Annotated in this window: 7 protein-coding genes; all 7 read right to left on the reverse strand. The window is 40.3% G+C overall.

What is annotated here, in order from left to right:
* Positions 1 to 364: 364 nt before the first annotated feature.
* Positions 365 to 1,054 carry an N-acetylmuramoyl-L-alanine amidase family protein gene (locus J2Z48_RS13210; protein WP_307254238.1) on the reverse strand — a complete coding sequence of 230 codons (690 nt, stop codon included), beginning with the start codon at positions 1,052 to 1,054 and terminating at the stop codon, positions 365 to 367.
* A 372-nt stretch (positions 1,055 to 1,426) separates the two neighbouring features.
* Positions 1,427 to 1,618 (reverse strand): hypothetical protein, encoded by a 192-nt coding sequence (locus tag J2Z48_RS13215; protein ID WP_307254239.1) that lies wholly within the window; start codon positions 1,616 to 1,618, stop codon positions 1,427 to 1,429.
* A gap of 83 nt (positions 1,619 to 1,701) precedes the next feature.
* Complete coding sequence (locus J2Z48_RS13220) at positions 1,702 to 2,247, reverse strand: GNAT family N-acetyltransferase (protein ID WP_307254240.1); 546 nt, start codon at positions 2,245 to 2,247, stop codon at positions 1,702 to 1,704.
* Between the two features lie 51 nt (positions 2,248 to 2,298).
* Positions 2,299 to 3,141 carry an arylamine N-acetyltransferase gene (locus J2Z48_RS13225; protein WP_307254241.1) on the reverse strand — a complete coding sequence of 281 codons (843 nt, stop codon included), beginning with the start codon at positions 3,139 to 3,141 and terminating at the stop codon, positions 2,299 to 2,301.
* Positions 3,142 to 3,170: 29 nt separating this feature from the next.
* Complete coding sequence (locus J2Z48_RS13230) at positions 3,171 to 3,503, reverse strand: antibiotic biosynthesis monooxygenase family protein (protein WP_307254242.1); 333 nt, start codon at positions 3,501 to 3,503, stop codon at positions 3,171 to 3,173.
* Between the two features lie 88 nt (positions 3,504 to 3,591).
* Positions 3,592 to 5,418: a glutamine--fructose-6-phosphate transaminase (isomerizing) gene (gene glmS, locus J2Z48_RS13235; RefSeq protein ID WP_307254244.1), complete on the reverse strand. Its 1,827-nt coding sequence runs from the start codon at positions 5,416 to 5,418 to the stop codon at positions 3,592 to 3,594.
* 422 nt (positions 5,419 to 5,840) lie between these two features.
* Positions 5,841 to 6,440 (reverse strand): collagen-like protein (locus tag J2Z48_RS13240; protein WP_307254245.1); only part of this gene is annotated, 600 nt, incomplete at its 5' end.

The following is a 6,440-nucleotide window of genomic DNA, read 5'->3' on the forward strand; positions in this document are numbered from 1 at the left end:
TGTAACAGTTACATCTAGGTAATTCTAGTATGAATCAGTTTATTTTAATCTGGTAAATCAAGGGGTTATTGTACCTACTGTTCGATCTAGTTCATTCTATTTATAAGTAGTACGTGGTCAAAGAAAAATAAAACAACCCTAGTGCGGCAACTATATCTTTTCAAAAATGATGAATATCAGGACCAAAGAAAGAAGCTACCTTCTAGTCATTAACGAAGGTAGCTTCTTTCTTTGAATGGATACCAGAAATCGCTATGATAGCTACATTTATTATTCTTGGTTACTTCCTATCTATAGCAACTGTTTGCTTCCTCCCACCAGCCCTTTACCTTCATTATCGATTCCCTCGATCTGCAGTAGATTTCTATCTTCTTGAAAGAAAGTTAATAATACCGTCTGCAATACCCTTCTTTGATTTGTCTTGGAATTCTTCAGAGTTCATCCGTTCTTCATCATTTTCATTTGACGTAAAGCCTAACTCAATTAAAATAGCTGGCACCGTATTTTCTTTGAGAACAAGATAATCACTTGCCCGGACTCCTCGGTTACGAGTATCAATCTTTTGAGCAAATATAGCCTCTTGTACGATTTTTGCTAACTTTTTATCCTGTGACCGAGAAGGAGCATAATGAGTCGTAATTCCTTCTGCTTTGGTGTCCTGAAAAGCATCGTGATGGATGCTCACATATATGTCTGCAGAATTCTTTTTTACCAGATCCACACGAGCTTGAAGTTCTTTTTTCAAATCTGTTCCAGATAGGATACTCGTATCCGTATCACGTGTCATAATAACTTTAGCATCTGTTCTCTCTTCCAACTCCTTTTTGATATTTTTCGCTACCTTTAAATTAAGGTCTTTTTCAATCGTTCCATGCTTTATTCCTTTTGCACCCTGTTCTGTTCCTCCATGTCCTGGATCCAGCATGATCGTTTTACCTTTCAAGCGTAGGTCTTCTGCAGTAACCCTATTAAATATATCCAATTCAAAGAATTGATAGCCAATCACTATCGTTAATATGATAAGGACACTAGAAGCAATAATCTTTTTATTCATTTGATACTCTCCCTTTCCCGTGCTGTTATATTAATTTTTTATAAATACATTGATATGGCGTGTAATTTATATTTAACAAAATTAAATTGCGAGAAATAAATATTAGCACGGTGAATTATGAGTGTCAATAGGAAGGAGAATATTGGAAAAAGACGTTATCCTCTCATGCTGGAAAGGATAACGTCTTTCGATATTTTTGAGTATATGCGGCAAAATGGCCGCTTCCATACGATGAAGATTCAATTCTTGGAAGGCGGAGTCTATGGAAAGCCTCGCTTTTTTCTATTATTTACATTTATTTTTGTCTAACCTGATTCTTTGTAAATGTAGCCACTATTAGTATGAGAACTCCAGCTAACCACGGACATCTAGCTATTCTTTCTTCTTAGAGTTCCACATCTTGTTGAAAAACACTTGCATCCTGTCGAAAAAAACGAGAGCTAGAGGGAAACCAATGACTTTGATCAAAAATCCCGTTATATTTCCATTTCGTAAGTCGACAAAATATCCCCAGACAACCGCTATAATTAGACCTGCAATGAATGATGTTAATACTGATCTCAAGAAATTTCACTCCTTTAGCTCCTATATGTATCCATAAAAATAGAATGCTCTCCCTAGCTTTGCTAGCGTGAGAGGAATACCAACTATGACTCATGTATGATCGCTAATATTTGGTGATCCTCCCAATTCCCATTGATTTTTAAGTTCTTTCTCGCAATTCCCTCTTTATGAAATCCATTCTTTAAAAGCACCGAAATAGATCCTACATTATGAGGCAAAACAGCCGCTTCAACGCGATGAAGGTTCAGTTCTTGAAAGGCGTAGTCCACTGCCAACTTTACCGCCTCGGACATGTACCCTCTGCCATTATAATCCTGATCTAGCGTGTAACCGATCCAACAGCTTTGTAAATGTAATCTCATAATCCGATTCAACATGACTTTGCCAATCAACTCGTTTGATTCTTGTAGATAAATCAAGAAAAAATACCCCTGATCTGCTTGAACATTTTCGATCGCTTTCTTTACAATCTCCAACTGCCCTTGAAGAGTATAATCAAAATCCTCTTGTCTCCTAAAAAAGGGTTGGAAGAAATCTCTATTTTTTATTTCGAATTTCAATAATGCATCTACATCTTCTTCCTCAACTAATTTAATATAGACTTTTTCGCCTTGTACCTTCATCTTCATATCATAGCACCTTTTATCATAGCCACACTCTTCCTGATTTTATAAAACTTATTATCTGTCATTTTCAAAAATATCCACACCTAACCCATATAAAACATCTATTGCTTCTCTCACAGGTAACTTAGGCAACTTAAACTCTTCAGCCACTAACTCCTCTATCTCTTGGACTGTAGAAAAGCAGATCTCTTCTGGTCCGCGGTCCACATAGCGAATTCGACATTTGTTATTTAGTAGCGATAGGTTTCGATTCTGATCTGCTTGCCATAACTGGCATCTTAACGCTGACATAAAATTGGATTTCAATTGGTAAGAGTTTTGCAAAACAGGAAGAAAGTCAGAGGGTTGATATTTTTTATGAGCAAAAAACTCCCATTCCTTACCGCTTTGCTTACCATCTGTATAACGAACAAATTTGTATTTGTGTTCTTCCAAGGAAACAGGTACTAAATAAACTTGATCATCACCAAATTCGCTACCGTTTTCACCGGGTCTTTCATAGCGAATCGGTTTAAATATAGGTGCAGCTGCCCCAAAATCTAAAAAAACTCTCTCCTCATCCAGTAGGACAATAATCCCCATATGGTCTTGTCCAAGCATGACACAATAGCAATGAAAACCAAGCTCTGCTAATAATTGAATGACATTGGAGTTCTGAGTAAAGCAAGTTCCACCATAATGAAAACGGCTATAATCATCTACAAACTGTTCAAATGAAGGGATTTCATACTCCTTTCCTGCATGCTCTCGGTACGAAATAAGCTTACTGATATTTTCAAACGGAAAGGTATTCAAATGAGCATGGCAAATACGAGCGAGATACTCATAGCTAGGCTTCTCTACAGAAAGGTCCATATAACCTAAGTATCTACTTGCTGTCATAGATATCGATTTCATTTACATCAGTTCCTTTGCCTATTATTGAATCATTTCACCATTTCAAAAAAACGTTGTCTCTCCACTTTGCACACTCTAAGTGAAAAAGCGCTATACCACTCTGCCTTTCCCTTATCTTGTGCAACCTGATGTGCAACATGCTCCTTCCATTCTTTGATGGACTCCAATGAATCCCAATAAGATACTGTAATACCTAATTCCCCATCTCTCACACCCTCGACACCTAAAAATCCCTTTTGTTTAGAAGCTAACTCCACCATTTTAGATGCCATCACTTGATAACCATGATCGCCCTCTGTTCTTTGTGAAGAAAAAATCACAGCATAGTAAGGCGGCTCGGGAGTTCTAACGATTCCGCTCAAAAAATCCCTCCTAGATTAAACTCTTCTTTTAGCTATAAAAAGATCCCCTCTAGACATCATATCTAAAGGGGATCGACATTTCAGGTGATTATTCAACTGTTACGGACTTCGCAAGGTTACGTGGTTTATCAACATCGTATCCACGCTCTACACAAGCATAGTAAGCAAGAAGCTGCAACGGAACTACGGTTAAGACTGGCGCAAAGAGATCACTTACTTGTGGGATCGTAATAACTTCATCCACGGACTTGATTAAATCTGTGTCTCCTTCAACCGCTAAACCAAGTACATAAGCTCCGCGTGCTTTTACTTCTTGGATATTAGAAACCGTTTTTTCAAACACGGATTGTTGCGTCGCTAGTGAGATAACAGGAATATCATCTTCGATCAATGCTAGTGTACCGTGCTTCAACTCACCCGCTGCATAAGCCTCAGAATGGATATAAGAAATCTCTTTTAATTTCAAAGATCCTTCTAACGCTACTGCATAATCCAAACCGCGACCTAAGAAGAATAAGTTGTTGTGCTTAGCAATGCTACGTGCAAATGCCTCGACTGTCTTCTCTTGCTTTAGTACCTCTTCTACTTTTTCTGGAAGGGTAAGAAGATCGGTCACGATTCCTTGTAGCTCTTCAGCAGACTTGTAGCCTTTTACTTGTGCAAAATAGATGCCTAGTAGATAAATGGCAATCAACTGAGAAGTGTATGCCTTTGTAGATGCTACAGCAATCTCTGGACCCGCCCAAGTCGTGATCACATCGTCTGCTTCACGTGCAACGCTAGAGCCGACAACGTTTGTAATGGCAACTACACGAGCACCATGTTTTTGCGCTTCACGTAATGCAGCTAGTGTATCAGCCGTTTCTCCCGACTGAGAAACAACAACTACTAACGTACGGTCCGTGATAATTGGGTTACGGTAACGGTATTCAGATGCTACATCACACTCAACCGGAATGCGAGCAAGATCTTCAAGTACATATTTACCAACTAAACCAGCATGGTAAGCTGTTCCACAAGCTACAAAGTGGATTTTCTCGATGTTCTGGATCTGTTCTAATGTGAGCCCGATTTCCTGAGAAAGATCAATGGTATTTCCTTTTACGCGACTTGCAAGCGTATCACGAATCGCTTTCGGTTGCTCGTAAATTTCTTTCATCATAAAGTGGTCAAAGCCACCTTTTTCTGCCGTTTCGATATCCCACGTTACACGCATGCTTTCACGTTTGATCGGGGTTCCGTCCATCGTCATCAATTCCACACCTGCTTCATTGATAACAGCCATCTCGCCATCTTCCATGATATATACATTACGTGTGTGCTTTAAAATCGCTGGGATATCGGAAGCAATAAAGTTTTCGCCTTCTCCGATTCCTACTACCAATGGACTCGCATAACGAACCGCAATCATTTTATCAGGCTCGTATTCGCTGATAACACCAAGGGCATAAGCTCCGTGCAAACGAGCTACCACTTTTTGAACGGTACTTAGTAGTCCGCCGTCCCAATGATCAGCCAATAGCTTAGCAAGAACTTCTGTATCTGTTTGAGAAGTAAACTGATATCCCTTTGCGATAAGCTCTTCTTTTAGCTCGATGTAGTTCTCGATAATTCCGTTGTGAACAATCGCGAACTTCCCATCATGATCCACATGTGGGTGGGAATTCTCATCCGATGGTTTCCCATGAGTTGCCCAGCGAGTGTGTCCGATTCCTAAAGAACCCTGTAGTCCACTCGTCTCTAACTTTGTTTCTAAATCCTTTAAGCGACCTTTGGATTTCTCGACATTAAGTTGCTGTCCGTTATAGATCGCTAAACCCGCAGAATCATATCCACGGTACTCAAGTTTGCTAAGCCCCTCCAATAAGATAGACTGAGCCTGCTTCCCACCAATATACCCAACAATTCCGCACATAGATGAAAACCTCCTATTGTTCTGTTACGTGCAAGTGCTATAACTCCGTATCGTTTCTTCATGCTCCGCTTGAGCATTTGCGTCATATCGTAATCTTTGCTCGATTAGTCACCCAATCGGTTTGTATTACGATTCCACGGCACTGACGCATTACCGGGAGGCATCCGCCGAACACTCGATCATCCTCCACCTCGTCAACTGCATCACCTTGCAGTTCTGGCGCTTTTACAACAGAAAAAAATTATAACACGATAGGGGATTATTTGTCTCTGGCAACTCTATCCTCTATGTGTCATATCCCTATACTATTCAATGGTCTGAAAAAAGTAAAGTGCGATACCCGTGTTATGGACATCGCACTTTACACTATTCACCTAATTGACGCAAAATCCAAATGATTCTTTGTGCTCTCTCCCGCATTATCAACTAACTTGGATAACGCTAATATTGGATCGAGCTTGCGTAACTGTTAAAACCGTTCCTGCTGTTCCAGGAACCACTTGCAAGACAACTTGAAAATTTGTGTTTGCAGGAGTAGTTTGTACTAAGCCGGCTGCTTGTAGTGTAACAGCATTCTGAGTAGTCCCAGTAACTCCCGCGGCAGAAAATTGCTCTGTCATCATGATAGTACCGTTCAATGTTCCGTTTAATTCTGCATTTGTTATTCTGTCTGTTCCTGGGTTTATAAGAAGTCTAATATCCATAGAAATATAATAAACACTGTTGGGGGTCAGAGAAATAGTATTAGTCCCGACTAGCTGGATACTACCATTGCTGTTATTAAAGGATGTAGCAAGTGGAATAGCTTGAAGAGTAGTGGGTACAGTTGCAGTTGCACCTGGTATAAATCTTGCATTGTTCCCCAGAAAAACTCCGGTAGGTCCTGTGGCCCCGGTTACTCCGTCGGTTCCTGTAGCCCCGGTGGCCCCGGTTACTCCATCCGTTCCGGTTGCTCCCGTTGCTCCGGTTACTCCATCCGTTCCGGTTGCTCCCGTTGCTCCGGTTACTCCATCCGTTCCGGT

The organism is Croceifilum oryzae (assembly GCF_030814315.1).
Taxonomy (GTDB): Bacteria; Bacillota; Bacilli; order Thermoactinomycetales; family Thermoactinomycetaceae; genus Baia; species Baia oryzae.